Origin of the sequence: uncultured Succiniclasticum sp. (genome assembly GCF_902793885.1) — a bacterium.
Classification (GTDB): Bacteria; Bacillota; Negativicutes; order Acidaminococcales; family Acidaminococcaceae; genus Succiniclasticum.
Map to the genome: position 1 here is coordinate 1 of NZ_CADBFF010000002.1, position 15616 is coordinate 15616.

Below are 15616 nucleotides of genomic sequence, written 5' to 3' on the forward strand. Positions count from 1 at the left end.
GAGTAGATAATCAAGTTTCAAAAGTAAGTGGCTCCCGTTTGTCCGGATTAGTGGCTCTCACTGTTCCGGACAGGCGGCTCCGCCGCAACGGTATTTGCACCCGAACCAGGTGATCATTTACAGAATTGCATAAAAAGGCAATCTGATTATGATTTCCAACAGTTTTTCCCATACTGTTTCCATATTTACTTATAAATGAAACTATTTTTTCTTTCCAGTCTTCTTCGGTGTTGGCGGAAAGGAAAAAGACACTTCCTTCTGCAGTGGCTTCAGGAACAGTATTTTGTGAAATATCGGGCCTGATTATCTTGGGCAGGCGCCACTTGTCTTCCCAATGGGCTTCTCCATATTTATTTTCGGACAAATCGTCGTCTTTCATCCATTCGTTACAAAATTCTACAATAGAAGGCGTGGAACGGTGATTAATATCCAAACGGAATTCCTTGCACATTCCTTTAGGAAAATGTTTGGGAAAGTTTAAAAGGAAACGAACATTGCCTCCCCGGAACTCATACAAGGATTGGTCGTCGTCGCCAAAGATACAAATGTTGTTATGGATTTCTTTTCCTAATTTAAGAAGAAAGTCTTCCATGCCCGCGTTTACGTCCTGGTATTCGTCTACCATAATGTATTGAATTGTTCCGGCAATTTTTCTTCGGGTCTTTTGGTCATCCATAAGGTGAGCGGCATTGCGGATAAGGTCTTCATAATCGCTGAATTGTTCTTCCTCTTTCAGTTCGTTATATTTTCGCGTCAGTGCCTGCAACATAGTTATGCGACGTTCTTCATCCGATAGTTTGCGGACTGCTACAGTGTTTCCTGTCCTTTTTTCAGATGCTGGTTCTTGCCAGTCATCCAATGCGTCCAGCAGGTTTTCCCGCGCTAATTGATTAAGGCAGTTTTTTACGTCACCAGCCAGTTTCCAGCAATTGTGTAAGTATTGTATACTATCCCAATAGATTGGGCGCCAAAAAAGGCTGTTATCTTCATCATAAGGATGAAAGGCTTCGGTTAATTTTTTCCCGCTCCATAAATTCTTATAAATTTGGTACTGCTGCTCAAATTCATCCAGGAACCGTTTACTGCTTTGTTGTTCCTGATTGTCGGTAAAGCCGCTTCGGCTTTCTATATCTGGGGAAGCGTTAAAAAAAGACCTGTCTCCGTATTCTTGCAACAGCATACTGCAAATATGATGGAATGTGCCAATATACATACCGCTTAAATCGTGTTCACCGCGCAGTTTTTCTGTAAGGCGTGTCAACAATTCCCGCGCTGCTTTCCGGGTATAGGTAACAAGCATAATTGCGCTAGGAGAAACATTTTTTCCCTGGATCAGGTATGTGGTGCGGTCAATCAGCACACTTGTTTTTCCAGTTCCCGGACCGGCAATCACCTGCATGGGGCCTTCGGTGTGTTGAATGATTGCATCTCTGATTTGTTGTTCTTTCGTTTGCTGTTTTGTAAATTTGTTGTTATGTTGTTTCATTGCTTATTGCCTCCGGATTTTTCTTCCATTATAAAACATTTTATAAATAATTACAGTATAGAAATTAAGAAAATCATTTTCTGTTTATTGCGTGATAATATTATCTTTCGTTAAAGCTTGAAGGAAAATAGATGATTACGATTTTTTATTTAAATATAAAAACTTTGTATGATAAATAGGAAATGGAAAACGATAAAAACCATTAAAATTTAATCATATAAAAATACTATGGATTCGTAAAATTGCCTGTAAAGCCTATGAAATGGTCAATGCGGTACAAACATCGTCTAAAGGGGAAAATCGTTCTACGGGGCTATACGGGCGTTTAAATGGCATATGCTCTAAAATGGACTTTTGGAAGAACAAAAATCATAGAACTTTGTCTATAATAACAGCATAAATTTTGATAAAAAATTACAAAGTAGCTTATATAATGAATGGATTTACAGAAAACATTACATTTTTTGACATGCTAATTAAAAGAGGGGGATAGATAAATCGATGAATTGAGATGCGACGACTCGGAAATTGCGTAAAGAAACAGAAATAATATAAATATAAATAGATTATTAGATAAAATATAAAAATATTGAAATAACATATTGACAAAAAACGCACTTTTTTGTATAATAACCATGTCGGCTGTGAATGATGGCCGGAAAACTACATAGTGACTTTTTAAAGTGACGGAAGAGAGGTACGCATAAAACAAAACTTTTGATTGAACCGAATTTGCAAAAATAGACCCGGAAACATGTTTTGAGTTTATGTTTTAGGAGTCGATTCGTAACAGGATTATTGTGTTTTGGAAATTCAGGAAGATGATTTAGGATGATTCCAAATCTATCTTCATTATAATTCAACCAAAAGGATTTTTGTTTGCGTTATGGAACCTTTTTTTCGTCTCTTTTTTTATTGCATTTTTGCGATAGTGCAACAGTGTTGTTGAAAGCTTTTTAAAATGTAAATGCTGTGCTCCGAAAATTTTCGGTAGTGGTACTCCCATAATAATGTCTGAAGAATTTTGCAATAAAATTGATATGTCGAAAATTTTCGGCAGTCACACTTCCATAATACTATGTGAAGGTGAATTCAAATCCGTTTTGACGGTTCAGTGAAAAGAAAGGATGGACAGTATGGGAAAAATGGAAACTGTAATCAATGTACCCGTAAGCGAGAATGAAACTGCCATGGAAACGAAACCGGAGCGGGAAGTAGTGTCCCTCCTGGTTTTGCACGTAAAGCATGCGGATAATCCGTTGGTTCTGGGACTGACGGAGGTGCAAACCTTTGTGGCGGCGCATAGCATTATGAAAAAGGATGCGGATGGACGTATATCCCTGTTTAGCAATGAAGAGTTGCGCAGAAACCGCGACTTGAAAAGACCGCTGAACCATAATCTGTATTCCATTATGCAGGCGGCCGAAATGGTACATGCCGCACAAGTCTGTGGCGCATGTCTGGATTTTCATCCGGAAGAGGGAGATGCAAATCCGCTATGGCTGGAAAACAACATGCAGGTCGCCGTCATCTTGGCGCGGCTGGGAATTGACCTGAAAACCGGGCGAAGCCTGTCTGATGATGTGCTGGATATCATTTATGGATGCCATTGGGATCCGGAACTGGTCATGGACAGCAGGGCAAGAACCCTGGCAGCGCTTCCGTATACCAGTCACAATCCAAGGGCCGGTATGTGTCAACCGAAACAGGTTAAAAAGATGCTGGATAAAACCATCGTCGGACAGGATGCCGCTAAGGAAAAACTGGTTGCGGCAGTTTACGAGCAGGAGTTGGCTGCCCGTCACAATACATTGCACAAGTTTGATAAAGACTTTATTCCCATGCGCAGCCAGCATGTTCTGCTTTATGGGAAGGAAGGCAGTGGAAAAACTGCGCTGTTGGAAAAACTGGCGGAAGCTACTGGGAGAGCGTTGGTTTCCTTTGACATCACTACAATGGTGCCACCGGGTTATCCAGGACATTCCGTTAAAGAACCTGTTTGGGAACTGCTGCGGCAATGCGGCGGGGATACGGAAAAGGCATCCCGCGGCATCATCTGCCTGGACAGATGGGACCAGCTTTTTGGCTGTGGGACCGATGAAACTATGCAGCCGGTTTATAGGCAGGCTTTGCTGACCGAACTGATGCAACTGATGGATGGGCGTGATATAACTTTTCGCGATGACGACGGGGAACACAAGCTGAACACAGGCAATATTCTCTTTGTCATCGGCGGCGAGTTCGCTAACCTGGATAGCATCATTCTGGAACGGACAACGGGAAAGAAGCGGCTGGCTGCAGAAAAGAAAAGTATCGGTTTTCTTCGTCAAAACGATGGCCGTGAAGAAGTAACCGAAGCGGCGGGTAAAGCTGATGCTGTTGTTGCAGTATCGGAAGCAACGCTGCCGGACTTAAAAAAGTATGGCATGCCTTCAGAAATGCTGGAGCGCCTTACTGTAGTCTGTCGGGTAAATGAGCCGGATCGAAACGATTTGGTGAACATCCTGGCTCACTCGGACCGCTCGCCTGTACAGCATTACCGGAAAATGCTGCGTATGCATAACGTTTCGTTGCAGGTAACAGATGAAGCGTTGGAGGCTGCTGCGGATAAAGCGATGGGACAGAAGATGGGCGCCCGCGGCCTTGCGTCTGTCTTCGGCAAAGTTCTTTCACCTGTTGTACTTCGTCTGGCCGGAAATCGGAAACGCCTGACGTTGCGTCTGAAACCGGAGTGTTTTACGGCAGACAAGGCGCCGGAAATTTTACCGCAGAAAAACCGGTGAAAAGTAGCATGGAAACGGCAGAATGTTTTTCAAGTGACGTTCTGCCGTTATGATACTAAATCTGCCGAAAATATTCGGCAGTCGCACTTCCATAATAATAGGTGAAATGTAGAAAACAATAATCGCCCTCAGTTAAGAAAGGAGAACCCAATTATGCCTTATATGCCCTATGTTATTGAAGAACGTGCCAATGGGGAATGCTCTTACGATGTTTTTTCCCGATTACTAAAAGACAGGATTATCTTCCTGACGGGAGAGATTAATGACATGACTGCAGACTTGGTGATTGCGCAGATGCTTTTCCTGGAATCTCAGGATCCGGACAAAGATATTAGTCTGTACATCAACAGCCCTGGCGGCAGTGTCTCAGCTGGTATGGCCATCTATGATACGATGCAGTTCATTAAACCGGATGTGGCCACTATTTGTTTCGGCATGGCGGCCAGTATGGCTTCCGTTTTGCTGATGGCGGGAGCCAAAGGCAAACGCTTCGCGCTTTCCCACTCTGAGGTTCTGATTCACCAGCCTTTGGGAGGAATGATGGGTCAGGCTTCGGATATTGAGATTCATGCCAGGCATCTGCTGCGCACCCGCGAGGAGATGTACAAGGTCATTATGCTTCACACGGGACAGACGCGGGAAAAAATTGTGGCCGACACAGACCGCGACACTTACCTGACCGCTGAGGAAGCGCTGGCTTATGGCATCATTGACAGTGTAGTGACAAAACGACCTTAGTTGTGTGCTGAAAGGAGCATAAAACAATGACTGAAAGAAAGTACTTTAATGCAGCTGTGCTGAAGGCTGAACTTGACGGTTATGTTCTTGGACAGGACGAAGGAGCGAAGCGCGTTGCCATGGGCGTAACTTCTCATCTTTACCGTATTGCCGCATATGAGCGGAACGAACATTCCCGCATCCGCAAGGACAACATGATGCTGGCTGGCCCCACTGGCTGTGGAAAGACCGAGACCTTCCGCGTTTTAAAAAGCCTGGAAGAAAAGTTAGGTATCCCGGTAATCATGCGTAATGCCCCGGACTATACGCCCAACGATTCATGGAAAGGTAGCAAGGATTTATCCTGTCTCGTTACAGATCTGTGCCGGGAGGCTGTTGACCTCTTCACAAGGTTGCGCCATACGCCGCGTACGGAAGCAGACTTTGATGAAGTATGCCGCATGGCGGGTAATGGAATCATCCTGTTAGATGAATTCGACAAACTGCGCATCATAGAAGGCGCAGGTACAAACAGTTTTTGTCGGGATTACCAGGCTGCGCTTCTGAAAATGACAGAAGGTGGCGAGTATCCGGCAGGGCAGGTGAAACTTGGGAATCGTTATTATGAAGAAGATGACGAGAACCAGCATGAGCTGAAGGTCAATACCAGTGGCGTCATGTTCGTTTTTCTTGGCGCATTTGACGGCATGGAAAGAATTACCCGCAACCGACTGTTGGCGGAGCAACGTGGACAGGAAACTCATGAAAGGCATGAAGCGGAAGCCGTGTCTGGAGGCATTGGTTTTACCGCAAAGTTGAAGCCGACGAGCTGCAAGGCAGATAATCATGCTGACAAGGACGAATTGCCGCCCGATGCCGACCTTACGCCAAACCTTGAAGACATGATTGACTATGGCATCATGCGGGAGCTGGCCGGACGCATTGCAATCCGTATCAACTATAAGGCGCTTTCTGTTGACAACCTGGTAAAAATCATGAAAGAATCCAAAACGTCCGTCTTTCATGAGTACCAGGAGCGCTTTGAGAACATGGGACATAAGCTAACTCTGGATTATGCTGCGTTCCAGGAGATTGCCCGCAGGGCAACTGAAAAAAAGACAGGAGCCAGGGGGCTGTCCAATATTTTCTCAGACCTCCTGTTTACTGCCATGTATACATTGTCTGGCACTGCAGAACCCACCGAGTGCCTGTTGCGGGGCAGCGATATAAAGCAGAAGCGCCCGCCGGTGTTGCGGAGGATGGAAGTGCCGCGACGAAACCAGATAGATGGAAAAAACGGGTTTTAATATTCTCATCTCAGAAAGTTCCGATTTGTAAATAAGAGTAGGATGACAGAACGAATCTTTGGAAAGAATTTGAGTAGCCATTTCAACGTGTCGTATATGATGGCCTGTGAAGGAGGTGCGCCGTTGGTAAAAATTCGAAAACAAGAACAGAAAACAAAACATGGTGGCTGGCGGAAAAACGCAGGACGTAAACCGGAACGTGTGAAACGAAAACATAAAACATTCTGGGTCAGCGATGAAGAAGCGAAGAAGATTAAAGAATACCTTCTTCGTAATCGCGTCAACGAGTTAAAAGAGGAGGAAACATAATAACTTGGATGGACTTTAGTTACAAGGGCGGGAAACAGGAAGGCTCTGTCCCGCCCTTACCTCTCTTTGATTTTGGTACACGTAAATTATTGTTTTTGTATGCAAGAGTTAGTAAAATTAAAGTGATACAGTGTGCTTAATTGATGCTTTTGCAATTCAAAATGTTTTTCGTTTCTATATGAACTTTAGGGTTACCAAGAACTTAAGATGGTAAATGATGGGAGGGTTTCTACTATGACCAAACCGTTTACAGAAAAGACCATTAGCCGTCTTTCCCTATTGGAACAGGAAAGCCTTGTCTGGTGTTATGAACGTTACCGGCAATGGGTAGAGGCTAACAAGGATAAAGAAAACGAAGGAGCAGTTTTTATTACAGCTATTGTCGAGCTGATTCTAGGGGATTTCCGGGATGGTGAGCTGGAAGCATTTCAATCGCTTCGGCGTAAGGGAATCATCAATAGCGTTCAGAAACTCAAAAAAGCAAAGGGGAATGATTCGAATCAATACCGCGCCTTGCTGGATGAATCCGTTGTCAGGGCGTATCGAATACTGAAGCAGATGTATATTGCTATTTTTGACAGGTGTGATTTGATGCAGGATGTTCCGGACGGGTGTCCTTCTGAATATGCTAAAGCTGATTTTGTTAATCGGCATGCGTTTGTACAGTGGCTGGAAGAGAACGGTCAACAGTATCTGTATGACGGGAAAGAAAAGCTGTCGCCGTACCAATACTATATTTATGAAAAAGGTTGCAACCGGAAATACTGTTTCGCCGTTGCGGTTGTGCCGGTAGACCTGTCCCGGCCGTGGCTGATCCAGTCGCTTAATGGAAGAGAAAAAATCTGGTATCTGGATCAGCGGGATGAACATAATATGGTGAGGCCGGACGTTCAGCCGTCCGTTGCGTCTTATGGTTTTGGCGGCGATTCATGTGTAGTTGAGGGAAAGTAATATGAAAAAATAAAGGTTGCATTGTTTAGACAGTTTGGGGAATGTAATGGGTATGGACTGCCGGAAGGTTGTCCCAAAGAATTCGAAGACGTCGACAAAAGACATCTGTTGGCGGACTGGTTGGAGCAGAACGCTTCTAATGATGGGCCGTTCATCGTGGAAAAAGCAAAAGACGGCAGTGTTTCCTATGAATATCTTTCTGCCAGGCTTATTGGTGACGATGAACTTGGCAGAGATTTTTTTGATGATGCGCTTACACGCCTTGTGGTAGTGGAAGTGGACGCGTCCCGTCTCTGGATGGTATTCAGTGTTCGTTATACGTATAATTATGAAAGCCCGGAATGTTGTGAAGATGTTTATTATCTGGACAAGGGTAACAAGCATAATCAGATCATCCCGGATTGCATTGATATAGAAACGGAAGATGGCGAATGTTTTTTTGATGCTGTATAAAAGAGTGAGTGGTTGCAGATGCAATATAAACGGATTTTAGCCGTGGGTGATATCCACGGCATGTATGACAAGTTAATAGCGCTAATGGAAAAAGTAAAGTTCAATCCGGAACAAGACCTGCTGATCTTTTTGGGCGACTATATTGACCGGGGGCCGCATTCGCTGGAATGCCTGGACTATGTGATGGCGCTGAACAAGCAGTACCCGGAATGGGTGATACCGCTGTTGGGAAACCACGAATATATGTGCGTGGGTTATATTTTATGCGAGAAGTATGACTTTGGGCGAGAACTTTTACCAGATTTTCGCATTGATTTAGTGCTTTCTTATGCTTGGTCTGACAACGGCGGTGAGGATACATATCGTAAGTTGAAGACGTTAGAAAAGTGTGAATTGGAAAAACGTCTTCGTTGGCTGGCTGGATTGCCTATATATTATCAGGTTAATGATTATTTCTTTTGTCATGCCGGGTTAGATCCGTGGATGTCTCTTTGTCATCAAAGCATTAGGGACTTATTATGTTCGCGCAAATGGTTTTATAACTATAATGGAGATGAAACTATTGTTGTTGGACATACGCCTGCGCAACTTACTCATTATCTTCCTTATAGGAAACCGGTTCCCCGATTTCTTAATAATAGGATAATTTTATGTGATACTGGTGCTTACATGGAGGGCGGCAAGCTGAGTTGCGTGGATGTGCTTAGTAAAAAGTTTTGGCAGGCCTAAGAGGGAGATACCATGAATTTTCGTAAGAAAGCGACATTGAAAGCGATACGCATAACAAAACTTGTCAGCGGTTACTACATTGTCAAACATTCCTGGATTTGGAAAATGAATCAATATTGGCCGCAGATGATAGAAACGCAAAATTTGGTGAAGCTGCTGATCTTGCGTGGATTCAGGTTTACCACGGAAGAGTTGGCGACTATATTCAATGTAGCCCGGCATGGGAATCCGTATCGGTTTTCCATGTTTGAGAGTGGAGAATATGTTCCGTCAGCGCGGGATATAGAAAAAGTGTTGGGACCAATAAAATTCCAGGAAATATATGCAAAAAATATAAAGAATGAAAATATAGTTACTAAATTCGGCTTTGAAAATAAAACAAAAAATATTTTGCTGATACGACATGGAGAGAGTGCGGCTAATGCCGGACTGGTCACGTCTGATTCGGTTAGTATTCCGTTGACAGCAAAGGGAGAGGCACAAGCGAATCAAGTTGCAAAGCAATTGCCATTTGAGCCTGACCGATTTCTAATCTCTTCTTATTTGCGGGCACGTCAGACGGCTGAACGTATTTCCTGTGAGTTTCCTCTTGTTAAGGCTGAAATCTGGCCGACAATACGGGAATTTACCTACCTTGCACCAGATACATGCGCAGGTACTACTGTTACGGAGAGGAAAAAGAGGGCTGAAGCGTATTGGGATGCTGCAGTTCCTGATTACATTGATGGCAATGGCGCTGAAAGCTTCAGGCAGTTTATGAAGAGGATTGATTATGCATTGGAAACTTTAGATGTTTTGCCTTATAAAAATATTGTTATCGTTAGTCACGAACAATGCATGCGGGCGCTTTTGATGGAACGACATGACGAAGTTTTCAGGAATGCTGATTTAAGCGAGAAGATGCGGATGTTCCATGAAGGTAGAAAAATTGCGAATGCAGAAATGGTTTGGCTTGAGGGAATAGGATTGGAAAAATGATTTATGTTACTTCGGATTTACATTTTTGGCATAAGAATGCCATTGTATATACCAACCGTCCGTTTGAGACAGTGGAGGAGATGAATGAAAAGTTAATTGAATACTGGAACAGCACCGTCCATAAAAACGATGAGGTCTATATCCTAGGAGACGTGACCATGGTGAAACCCAACAGGGCCACGGAGATCATAGCCCGGCTGAAGGGCCGGAAGTATCTGCTCATGGGCAACCACGATTACTTCGCGCGGGAAAAGCAGTTCGGTTCATCGGCCTGCGGCATCGAATGGGTGAAGATGTACCATGAGCTGCATTGGCAGGGGCGTACTTTCGTATTGTGTCACTATCCGTTCCTGAGCTGGAACAAGGACTCACACGGTTCTTATAATCTGCACGGGCACAGCCATAACTTTGCGGAATACAACCTGCAGAACAGAGCCAGCGGCCGCCGTCAGTATGACGTGGGCGTGGATGCGAACGGATTCCGCCCCGTAAGCCTTGAGCAGATCGTCAGGTTTTTTGAGGAAGGTCAGCATGCAGTATAAACGTATTCTCGCTGTGGGTGATATCCATGGCATAGGGGGCGTGACGGTTCGTAAAAAAGCGTCATTGAAGGCGATGTACATAATGAAAGGAACAGGAAACCAGAAATACGGGTTTCTGTACAGAGGGAAAATGATTTACTTCACTTCAGATTTACATTTTTACCATGATAATATCATCCATCACTGCCCGAGGCCGTTCTGGTCGTCCGATGATATGAATGACAGCCTTATTGAAAACTGGAACGATACAGTAAGTCCTGACGATGAGGTGTATATTCTGGGAGACGTTACCATGGAAGGTCCCGGGAAAGCTTTTGCCATGCTTTCACAATTGAAGGGTATAAAATACCTGATCCGTGGCAACCACGACCGGTTAGTGGATAACAAAGCTTGGCAGCAGTATTCCTGGGTATTTCAGTGGGTGAAAGACTATCATGAGCTGGTATGGAACAATCAGAAGTTCGTGCTGTTCCATTACCCGATTGAAGAATGGGCGGACTTTTATAAAGGCGCCATCCATCTGCACGGGCATCAGCATAACTCAAAAGAATATAACTATCAGCAAGTGCAGGCAAAACTTCGTCGATATGACTTGGGCGTGGACGCTAACGATTTTAAGCCGGTGAGTATAGAAACAATAGTAGCATTTTTGGGGGCTTAAAAAATTGTTTGCAAAGAAGAATGTAAATCAATTCGCATGCAGCATAAATATGAAAAAATATATGTGGTGTGGCCGCAGTTTTTCATTCCCATCATCACGTTGCTGCGGAATGCAGCGCGGAACTCTCTGCAGTATATATAGTAAGCTGCCGGAAAAACCATCCGGCAGCTTTTATTTTTGCCGCATGCGCGGCGTGATGTCAGTTCGGTGTTGCATAGGTGTCTTTTGCTGCAATCAGGCAAAAAATCGTAAAAACTATACAAAAAATGAATGCAAAACACAAAAAACGTACAATAAATGAAAAATAGTCTTTGCTAATATTGTGATTACAGTTATAATAGATACAAAGGATTAAGAGGCGCAAATTTTACATTGGCGCTCCGTGCATTTCCTTTCCGGTAAAAAGAATTAAAAGGGGGATAGTTATCATGTTGAAGACAAACTTTCAAAAGGGTATGTTCACCATACTGGTGGGTATCGTACTCTGGTTCATCCCAGTGCCTGAAGGCCTGAAGCCGGCTGCCTGGCATATGTTCGCAATCTTTGTTGCGACCATCATCGGCTTTATCCTGCATCCCATTCCAATCGGCGGCGTAGCGCTGATTGCGGTAGGTCTCACCGGGTTCCTGAAAGTACTGAAACCGGCGGAAGCGCTGTCCGGCTTCGGTAATGCAACGATCTGGCTGATCGTTGGCGCGTACATGTTTGCCAAAGGCTTCATCAAAACCGGCCTGGGCCGTCGTATTGCTTATGTCATCATGTCACAGATTGCCACAAGCTCTTTGAAACTTGGTTACTCCCTGGCTATCACCGACTTTATCGTTTCGCCGGCGACCCCGTCCAACACGGCTCGCGGCGGCGGCATCCTGTATCCTATCGTACGGTCCCTCTGCACTGCGTTCCAGTCGGAACCGGATGACGGCACCCGCAAGAGAATCGGTAACTACCTGATGCTCTCCACTTTCGAATGCGATTGCATCACCTCGTCCCTGTTCCTGACCTCCGTGGCGCCGAACCTGCTGGTAGCAAAGTTGGCCAAAGATGTAACCGGGCTGGATATCACCTGGGGTACTTACGCACTGGCTACCATTCTCCCCGGCATCATTGCATTGATCATTACTCCATACCTGGTTTATAAATTAGCTACTCCGGAACTGACCCAGACACCGGAAGCTCCGCAGCTGGCCAAAGACGAACTGCAGAAGATGGGTCCCATGAGCAGCGCGGAAACCACCGTGTTGATCGCGTTCCTGGCAGCGCTTGCCATGTGGGCTACCACTTCTTTCACCGGCCTGAATGCAACTATGATCGCTCTGGTCTGCATCGGCTTCATGCTGGTGCGCGGCGCGTTGGAATGGAATGATATCATCACCGAAAAAGGCGCGTGGGATACGCTGGTATGGATGGGCGGTCTGATGAGCCTGGCTACCGGCCTGGCAAAACTGGGCTTCGTAAAATGGATTGCAACGGGCATCTCCGGAAGCCTGAAGGGAATCGACCCCATGACCACCTTGCTTATTCTGTGTCTCATCAATATGTATGTGCATTACGCATTCGCGTCCCTGTCCGCACACGTCAGCGCAGTATACGCTGCGTTCCTGGCCGTGGCAGTGGCTGCAGGCGCTCCTCCGATGCTTTCCGCTATCGCCCTGGGCGTTGAAACCGGTATCATGGGCTGCTTAACCCATTACGCAACCGGCCCGGCTCCCATTTACTTCGGCTCCGGTTATATTACCCAGCCGGAATGGTGGAAAGTTGGTTTCGTCTGCTCTATCCTGTTCCTGATCTGCTTCCTGGGCATTGGCCCGATGTGGTGGAAGATGGTCGGCCTCTGGTAAGAAGTTTGTAAAAGAAAGTTTGAAACAAAGTGATTAGGAACAAAATCTGTGAAAGATTTGCACTGCCTGCGGTGCAAAACAGTAGAAAAAAATTCCTGCACATAATACAAGTAACCCAACAGCTGCGGATTGTTCCGCAGCTGTTTTTTTTGTTGCCTGATATTTGTTATTTGATGACCAAATTTTTGTTAAAGGATTGCCGACCTGCCCCCGTTTTTGTGCCACATGGATTTTCAATATAGCTCACCACAATGTTTGGATTATTTTTAATCATTCTTATGCAATGACCTCTTTTCAGATTTCAAAATCCGTCACAAAAAATTCACAAATTACAGGTTGTAATTTAAGTGGTGATGTGATATCATTCACTCAAGATAAATAACAACGTGTTATTTACAAAACTTTTATTACTACAGTACCGGTTACGCAAGTAAAGGATTTGTGACCGTTTAAAAGGTGTTACGTACAGATTGAAATCAAGGTAAGGAGGTAAAAAAACATGAGAAAAATTATGTGCTTGGTATTAACTGTTATTTGTTTGTTAGCCCTTGCGGGTTGTGGCGGCGGAACGAAAAACGCAGAGGCGCCTGTACAGAAGCAGGCGGCGGAAAAAGTGCTGCGCGTGGGCATTGATGCAGACTATCCGCCCTTTGGGTATTATCAGGAAGTGAACAAAACATTTCTCGGCTTTGACGTGGAACTCATTCAGGGTGTGGCCAGAAAAATGGGTTACGCCAAGGTGAATTTCGTAGACCTGGAATTCAACAACCTGTTGCCCTCCCTGCAGGACGGGCAGGTGGATGCGGTAATCTCCTGCATGACGATTACGGATGAACGCAGGAAGATCGTTGATTTTACAGAACCCTACCTGATCAGTTCCAACGTTGTGATTGGCTCCGTTGATACGAAAGCCACCAACCTGGACGCCATGAAAGATAAACGCATTGCAGCGGAAGTTGGCAGCGTCCACGCGAACCAGGCCAAACAATACTCTCAGAATGTGATTACATGCAGCAGCGCGGAAGAAGCGTTAAAGCTGGTCATGGATAAAAAAGCAGACTTTGCCATCGTGGATAATCACACCGCCGGTTTCTTTATCACCAATTTTTACAACGGCAAGCTGACCGTGATGGCAGAATTGCCGGGCGACAAAGATAAGGGAATCGGTATTGCCGTCGCCAAAGGCAATAAAGAACTGGCGGACCGGCTGAACGAAGGCCTGCGGGAATACATGCAGACGGCCTCCTATCTCCAGATGAAGAAAACCTACTTCGGCAAACCGAATGCATGAGGAGAGACTCGGAACGCTGTATAACCAATGCAGCAAAAAAACAGATATGATATAATAATATAAAACAAATTGAAGGAAGGCAGCGGAATGAACTTTATCAGGGCGCGGGGAGAAGAACAGAAAAAAATCAGGATACAGCAAATTGTAGATGCTGCGGCTTCGCTTTACGCGGAAGTGGGCTATGATAAAGTGACCTTCTCGCAAATCGGCAGGAAGTTAAGTTTTTCCCGCCTGAACCTGTACAATTACTTTCGCTGCAAGGAAGATATCTTCCTTACCCTTCTGCTGCAGGATATACGGTGTATGGTAGAAGATGCGGAAAATACTTTTTCCGGAGCGGTAACAGACCGTGACGCATTCTGTCTTGCCTGGGCGGAGCTGAATCTGCGCCACCAGCGGATGCTGTCCCTGTTCAGCATTACGAACACGGTTATACTGAAAGATGCTTCTACCGAAATGCACCGGCGTTTCCGTATGGAGATGCGCCAGGCCACCAACAAACTGAAGGCGCTGGTACAGGAACTGTTTCCGCAGTTTTCCCCGGAACAGGCCGCTCTTTTTGTGGAATGTGAGAGCAGTTATGCGCTGACACTGTATCCTGCAAGTCTTGAATACAAAAACAGGATGCATATAGAAATTTTCCGTGACGCAGACTGGGGAACCCGGGATTTTGTTTCCCAGCATGTTACGTTTCTGAAGGTTTTGCTGAACGGACTGGAAAAATAGAGTAGAACAATTATATAGAGTTACAACTGATGACAGGATTATTCTTCTGCTACTACAGATTCGTTACTTTTACAGCCGCTTTTCCGTTGCCGTACGACGGGAAAGCGGCTATAATATTCGTGGAAGTTGGCGAATTCATTTTTAGTCAAGGGGAAGTTACATGCGAAAAAAACAGAGCGTAACATTATACAACATACTTTTCCCAATCTGGATGCTGGTATGGATTCCTTCGCTCCTTTGGCTGTTGCTGATTCCGTTGAACTTTATCATTGATTATCTTGTTTTGTATAAAAGTTTGCCGGCCGATGCGCAGCGGAGCAAAAACTATCCGGGCAGTGTCCCACGGAAAGCGTTTTGCAATACATATGCTTGGAAAATCTGCGCCGCAGGCTTTGCCGCCGATTTTATCGGCAGCCTGTTTTTGTTCGCTGCGTTTATGATTACAAGCTCCCATAAACCGGATTCGCTGCAGGCGATCAGTCACGGCCTTGGCCTCAACCCCTTTGAAAATGCGACGGCGTTTTTGATTGTGGTTGTCGCGATCCTGCTGGCGGCGTATTGCATTTACCGGTTTGACCACTGCATCCTGAAACGCGCCGGCCTGCCGGAAGGACAGAGCAAAACCTCTGCGTTGTGGCTGGCTGTGGTGACGGCTCCGTATCTGTTCCTGCTTCCCTCGGAGATTTTGTACCGGGGCTGGTGAACAGAAAAAAACATCTGCCCCGTTTCAGGCAGATGCTGCGGAAGTGTTGCTCCAAGCCATTCATGAAACTGCGTCTCTGCTTCGTAATACATAGCGTGAAACCTCCAATCCTCACTATCCCGAATCCGTTTCACCTCGTTGT

The 15616-nt window shown here is 45.3% G+C and carries 15 protein-coding genes and 1 pseudogene; 15 read left to right on the forward strand and 1 reads right to left on the reverse strand.

Annotated features, from left to right (window positions below):
* Positions 1-10: 10 nt before the first annotated feature.
* Positions 11-1486 carry an ATP-dependent helicase gene (locus tag QZV31_RS01065; protein WP_295356948.1) on the reverse strand — a complete coding sequence of 492 codons (1476 nt, stop codon included), beginning with the start codon at positions 1484-1486 and terminating at the stop codon, positions 11-13.
* Between the two features lie 1136 nt (positions 1487-2622).
* Between QZV31_RS01065 and QZV31_RS01070 the strand changes: the two genes are divergently transcribed.
* The 15 genes and pseudogenes from QZV31_RS01070 to QZV31_RS01135 all read left to right on the forward strand — a co-directional run bounded on the left by QZV31_RS01070 (position 2623) and on the right by QZV31_RS01135 (position 15474).
* On the forward strand, positions 2623-4269 hold the full coding sequence (locus QZV31_RS01070; protein ID WP_295356951.1) for an AAA family ATPase: 1647 nt from the start codon (positions 2623-2625) through the stop codon (positions 4267-4269).
* A gap of 153 nt (positions 4270-4422) precedes the next feature.
* Entirely contained in the window at positions 4423-5007 is a 585-nt protein-coding gene (locus tag QZV31_RS01075) for an ATP-dependent Clp protease proteolytic subunit (RefSeq protein WP_295356954.1), read from the forward strand.
* A 26-nt stretch (positions 5008-5033) separates the two neighbouring features.
* Positions 5034-6293, forward strand: a complete 1260-nt coding sequence (locus QZV31_RS01080; RefSeq protein ID WP_295356957.1) for an AAA family ATPase — start codon at positions 5034-5036, stop codon at positions 6291-6293.
* Between the two features lie 123 nt (positions 6294-6416).
* Positions 6417-6602 carry a hypothetical protein gene (locus QZV31_RS01085; protein ID WP_295356960.1) on the forward strand — a complete coding sequence of 62 codons (186 nt, stop codon included), beginning with the start codon at positions 6417-6419 and terminating at the stop codon, positions 6600-6602.
* Positions 6603-6836: 234 nt separating this feature from the next.
* Positions 6837-7553: a hypothetical protein gene (locus QZV31_RS01090; protein WP_295356963.1), complete on the forward strand. Its 717-nt coding sequence runs from the start codon at positions 6837-6839 to the stop codon at positions 7551-7553.
* A 21-nt stretch (positions 7554-7574) separates the two neighbouring features.
* Positions 7575-8006: a hypothetical protein gene (locus tag QZV31_RS01095; RefSeq protein WP_295356965.1), complete on the forward strand. Its 432-nt coding sequence runs from the start codon at positions 7575-7577 to the stop codon at positions 8004-8006.
* Positions 8007-8024: 18 nt separating this feature from the next.
* On the forward strand, positions 8025-8735 hold the full coding sequence (locus QZV31_RS01100; protein WP_295356968.1) for a metallophosphoesterase family protein: 711 nt from the start codon (positions 8025-8027) through the stop codon (positions 8733-8735).
* A gap of 12 nt (positions 8736-8747) precedes the next feature.
* A complete protein-coding gene (locus QZV31_RS01105; protein WP_295356971.1) occupies positions 8748-9713 on the forward strand; it encodes a histidine phosphatase family protein in 966 nt (321 codons plus the stop codon).
* A complete protein-coding gene (locus QZV31_RS01110) occupies positions 9710-10255 on the forward strand; it encodes a metallophosphoesterase (protein WP_295356973.1) in 546 nt (181 codons plus the stop codon). Before QZV31_RS01105 ends, QZV31_RS01110 begins: the two co-directional genes overlap by 4 nt.
* Positions 10245-10916: a metallophosphoesterase gene (locus QZV31_RS01115; RefSeq protein WP_295356975.1), complete on the forward strand. Its 672-nt coding sequence runs from the start codon at positions 10245-10247 to the stop codon at positions 10914-10916. Before QZV31_RS01110 ends, QZV31_RS01115 begins: the two co-directional genes overlap by 11 nt.
* Positions 10917-10946: 30 nt before the next feature.
* A pseudogene (locus QZV31_RS12950) lies at positions 10947-11051 on the forward strand (DUF2130 domain-containing protein); the annotation flags it as partial.
* A 293-nt stretch (positions 11052-11344) separates the two neighbouring features.
* Positions 11345-12754 carry an anion permease gene (locus QZV31_RS01120; protein WP_295356978.1) on the forward strand — a complete coding sequence of 470 codons (1410 nt, stop codon included), beginning with the start codon at positions 11345-11347 and terminating at the stop codon, positions 12752-12754.
* 499 nt (positions 12755-13253) lie between these two features.
* The gene (locus tag QZV31_RS01125) at positions 13254-14045 is read left to right on the forward strand and encodes a transporter substrate-binding domain-containing protein (protein WP_295356981.1); all 792 of its coding nucleotides are present in this window, start codon (positions 13254-13256) and stop codon (positions 14043-14045) included.
* Between the two features lie 87 nt (positions 14046-14132).
* On the forward strand, positions 14133-14771 hold the full coding sequence (locus tag QZV31_RS01130; protein WP_295356984.1) for a TetR family transcriptional regulator: 639 nt from the start codon (positions 14133-14135) through the stop codon (positions 14769-14771).
* A 160-nt stretch (positions 14772-14931) separates the two neighbouring features.
* Positions 14932-15474 carry a hypothetical protein gene (locus QZV31_RS01135; RefSeq protein WP_295356987.1) on the forward strand — a complete coding sequence of 181 codons (543 nt, stop codon included), beginning with the start codon at positions 14932-14934 and terminating at the stop codon, positions 15472-15474.
* Positions 15475-15616: the final 142 nt, after the last annotated feature.

Excerpts from the sequence above, each read along its gene's own strand:
- QZV31_RS01070 (WP_295356951.1), top strand. The coding sequence starts at position 2,623 with ATGGGAAAAATGGAAACTGTAATCAATGTACCCGTAAGCGAGAATGAA.
- QZV31_RS01110 (WP_295356973.1), top strand. The coding sequence starts at position 9,710 with ATGATTTATGTTACTTCGGATTTACATTTTTGGCATAAGAATGCCATT.
- QZV31_RS01115 (WP_295356975.1), top strand. The coding sequence starts at position 10,245 with ATGCAGTATAAACGTATTCTCGCTGTGGGTGATATCCATGGCATAGGG.
- QZV31_RS01105 (WP_295356971.1), top strand. The coding sequence starts at position 8,748 with ATGAATTTTCGTAAGAAAGCGACATTGAAAGCGATACGCATAACAAAA.
- QZV31_RS01120 (WP_295356978.1), top strand. The coding sequence starts at position 11,345 with ATGTTGAAGACAAACTTTCAAAAGGGTATGTTCACCATACTGGTGGGT.
- QZV31_RS01075 (WP_295356954.1), top strand. The coding sequence starts at position 4,423 with ATGCCTTATATGCCCTATGTTATTGAAGAACGTGCCAATGGGGAATGC.
- QZV31_RS01130 (WP_295356984.1), top strand. The coding sequence starts at position 14,133 with ATGAACTTTATCAGGGCGCGGGGAGAAGAACAGAAAAAAATCAGGATA.
- QZV31_RS01135 (WP_295356987.1), top strand. The coding sequence starts at position 14,932 with ATGCGAAAAAAACAGAGCGTAACATTATACAACATACTTTTCCCAATC.
- QZV31_RS01065 (WP_295356948.1), bottom strand. The coding sequence starts at position 1,486 with ATGAAACAACATAACAACAAATTTACAAAACAGCAAACGAAAGAACAA.
- QZV31_RS01090 (WP_295356963.1), top strand. The coding sequence starts at position 6,837 with ATGACCAAACCGTTTACAGAAAAGACCATTAGCCGTCTTTCCCTATTG.
- QZV31_RS01080 (WP_295356957.1), top strand. The coding sequence starts at position 5,034 with ATGACTGAAAGAAAGTACTTTAATGCAGCTGTGCTGAAGGCTGAACTT.
- QZV31_RS01100 (WP_295356968.1), top strand. The coding sequence starts at position 8,025 with ATGCAATATAAACGGATTTTAGCCGTGGGTGATATCCACGGCATGTAT.
- QZV31_RS01125 (WP_295356981.1), top strand. The coding sequence starts at position 13,254 with ATGAGAAAAATTATGTGCTTGGTATTAACTGTTATTTGTTTGTTAGCC.